3 protein-coding genes and 1 pseudogene are annotated in these 3,421 nt (G+C 42.4%); all 4 read left to right on the forward strand.

From position 1 onward, the window contains the following. Positions 1–143: 143 nt before the first annotated feature. Positions 144–665: pseudogene (locus VB081_RS07150) on the forward strand (hypothetical protein); the annotation flags it as partial. Between the two features lie 234 nt (positions 666–899). Next, positions 900–1,142 (forward strand): SHOCT domain-containing protein, encoded by a 243-nt coding sequence (locus VB081_RS07155; RefSeq protein ID WP_323400140.1) that lies wholly within the window; start codon positions 900–902, stop codon positions 1,140–1,142. Between the two features lie 53 nt (positions 1,143–1,195). Further along, positions 1,196–2,755, forward strand: coding sequence for a recombinase family protein (locus VB081_RS07160; protein WP_323400141.1), 1,560 nt, complete (start codon positions 1,196–1,198; stop codon positions 2,753–2,755). After that, a complete protein-coding gene (locus VB081_RS07165) occupies positions 2,755–3,171 on the forward strand; it encodes a hypothetical protein (RefSeq protein ID WP_323400142.1) in 417 nt (138 codons plus the stop codon). Before VB081_RS07160 ends, VB081_RS07165 begins: the two co-directional genes overlap by 1 nt. The last annotated feature ends 250 nt before the right edge of the window (positions 3,172–3,421 follow it).

Raw genomic sequence — 3,421 nt, forward strand, 5'->3', positions numbered from 1 at the left:
AATTTCTTGAGATAGCTTGACAGCCTCTGCTCTGAATTCGGGTGTGTATTTTTTTGCCATTTGGGTGTACAGTCCTCTCTGTTTTCTTTATTTTATCATTTCCTTGTCGTTTTGACTGTACTTTTATGATAACACTCCACAATCCTGCTGCAGATGAAATGGTTATCACGGTACACAGATGGTTCGCTAATAAATCTTGTCCCGGCAACTGGCTCTATGCAAGACTTAATGACTTAGCATCTAAGGTTACTGCACAACTTGGAGATTCTACTCCAGCTCCTACACCTACTACATCCACTTTATATCGTGTGCGTAAATCTTGGTCTGATAGTAAGAGTCAGCTTGGAGCATATAAGGTACTGGATAATGCCAAAGCCTGTGCGGACAAGAATCCGGGATACTATGTATTCGACTCTGCTGGCAAAAGTATCTATCCTGAAGAAAACACAACCACTTACAAGTGCCCTTTCTTAGTAAAGGTATCTATCGCTGACCTTAACATCCGCAAAGGCGCAGGAACCAATTATGGCACTGCTGGTTATTATACCGGCGTTGGTGTTTTCACCATTACAGAAGTGAAAGCAGGTGCTGGCTCTACTAAGGGCTGGGGTAAACTGAAATCTGGTGCTGGCTGGATTTCTCTGGACTACTGCACAATTATATAATCGCTTTTCTCTGGCCCGTGGGTGCTCCATCAGTGAGTATCTACGGGCCTTTTTCTATTTCTGCAAAGTGTATCAATGGTATTTTCCTAACTTTTATATAGGCTAAATTATTTATCCCTATACAAAGTTTATAGATACACCTTGATAGACTTTGTCATTACTCAATATTTCACCGCTCAAACCGTCTGCAAACCTCCAGTGGAAAGTGAAGAACTAAGAATTGGAGGTACTCTTATGCAGGCAGAAACTAAAACTGTATTACAAACAACTGACATAGCGGCGCACTTGAAGGCTCCTACTAAGCCATTAACAGATATAGAGCTTCAACAGGATTATGACTACTTCATGGCACAGGAAACAGCAAATATGCTGCTATCCGCTGGACTTATTTCCTTGGTGGAATTCAACAAATTAACGCAGATAAACCGCGACACATTCTCTCCTATGTTAGCCGAGATTATGCCCAAAATCACTTGATAAATGTAGCGTTTAGAGTGATGTATATACACTGACAAAGGAGGTGAATTACCGTGAAGAAGGTTACTAAAATTGATAAAATACAGCCTTCCAGTTCAGCTAAGAAAAAACTTCAGGTTGCAGCTTATTGCCGAGTTTCCACAGATTCTGATGCACAGCTTGAAAGTCTGGAAACACAGAAAACGCACTACAAGAATTACATTAATTCTCGTGACGACTGGGAGTTCGCAGGTCTTTACTTTGATGAAGGAATCACTGGAACCAAAGCAGATAAACGTCCAAAGCTCATGCGACTCATCGAGGACTGCAAGGCCAAGAAAGTTGACTTTGTAATTACAAAATCAATCAGCCGCTTTTCCAGAAACACAACGGACTGCTTGGACATCATCAGAACCCTTTTGAATCTGAATATTCCTGTTTACTTCGAGAAGGAAAACATTAACACCGGCTCGATGGAAAGTGAACTGTTCCTTTCAATCCTAAGCTCAATGGCCGAAGGAGAATCCACTTCTATTTCTGAGAATAACAAGTGGGGAATAAAGAAGCGCTTTGAAAACGGGACTTACAAATTAGGCTATGTTCCTTATGGGTATCGCTGGGAAAACGGTGAAATCATCGTGGAACAAGAACAAGCAGTTATTGTTAAGCGCATCTTTTCCGAGCTTCTTGCAGGCAAAGGAACGGATGCCATTGCTAAAAGTCTGAACGAAGAAAATGTACCTACCAAGAAAGGTGGCCGCTGGACTTCCACCAGCATTCGTGGCATTCTTGCAAACGAGAAGTACACCGGCGATTGTATTTTCCAGAAGACCTACACGGACAGCAATTTCAATAGGCATAAGAATGATGGTCAGCTTGACCAGTATTATGTAGCAGACCATCATGAAGCAATTGTCAGTCACGAAGATTTCGATGCCGCTGCTACTCTCATAGAGCAAAGAGCTAATGAAAAAGGCATCCAGCGTGGTAGCGATAAGTACCAGCAACGATACGCCTTTTCCGGCAAAATCATCTGCGATGAATGTGGCGACACCTTCCGCAGAAGAATTCATTCCAGCACTTATGGAAAATATCATGCTTGGGTCTGCAACACACACTTAGCTGACACCAGTAAATGTTCCATGCTCTACTTAAGAGATGATGATATCAAGCTGGCTTTTGCAACAATGATTAACAAACTAATCTACTGCCACAAGCTGGTCTTGAAACCTTATCTTGAATCACTTCAGGTAAACACAAGTGATGAAGCATTACTTCGCATTCAGCAATTAGAAACATTACTGGAGCAGAATGCTGAACAGCGTGAGACCCTGCATAAGCTGATGGCTCAAGGCTACATCGACCAGATTCTTTTCACCCAAGAGAACAATGCACTACTTACTCAGGCAAATGAGTACAGAAGCGACATTGAGGCGATGAACAGCTCCATGACGGGCGATACCACTAAGGTTTACGAAACAGAGCGCCTGATACACTATTGCGAGCGTGGCGAAATGCTGCTGGAATATGCTGAGAATTTATTTGAACTATTCGTTGACCACATTGAAGTTTACAGCCGACAATCAATCGGATTTGCACTTCACTGCGGTCTTACATTTAAGGAGAGAATTTGATGGGACACACACCTTATGGCTACCGAATTGAGGATGGAAAAGCTGTAATTGATGAAGCAGCTGCCGCACAGGTTCGTGAGCTTTACAAGAATTACTTAAGCGGTCTGTCGCTCACCAATGCCGCAAAGGAAGCTGGACTTGACCTACTTCATTCTGGCGCAAAAAGAATGATGCGAAACATGCACTATCTTGGCGATGACTTCTATCCAGCAATCATTGACAAGGAATCCTTCGATGCAGTTGAAATTGAGCTTAACAAGCGCTCCACAAAGCTTGGACGCAATGACCGCTACAATGCACCCAAAGCAAAAAGTCCATCTACAGCCTTTCGTCTTTGTGACATTACAGAGAATTACGAAAATCCAATCAGGCAAGCAGAATACTTGTACAGCCTGATAGAAAGCGAGGTTATTTAATGGGAAATGTAATGGTTATTCCTGCACGAAGGCAAGTTGGAAACACAGCCAGACAGCAGGAAGATAAGCCAAAGCTTAGAGTCGCGGCGTACTGTAGAGTTAGTACTGATGATATTGTATAGTTTTAGTTGACAACTGATTCACAAGGATTTAAGCTAATCAAAGAGTCAGGAGGAGACGAAAAAATGGCAAAGAATAGACAATATGATCCAGAATATAAGATACAGGCCGTGAAGCTGGGAAAAGAAAT

It is taken from the genome of Christensenella sp. (assembly GCF_034927525.1).
Lineage (GTDB): Bacteria > Bacillota > Clostridia > Christensenellales > Christensenellaceae > Christensenella.

Coding starts and splice junctions, on each gene's coding strand:
- VB081_RS07155 (WP_323400140.1), top strand. CDS start 900: ATGCAGGCAGAAACTAAAACTGTATTACAAACAACTGACATAGCGGCG.
- VB081_RS07165 (WP_323400142.1), top strand. CDS start 2,755: ATGGGACACACACCTTATGGCTACCGAATTGAGGATGGAAAAGCTGTA.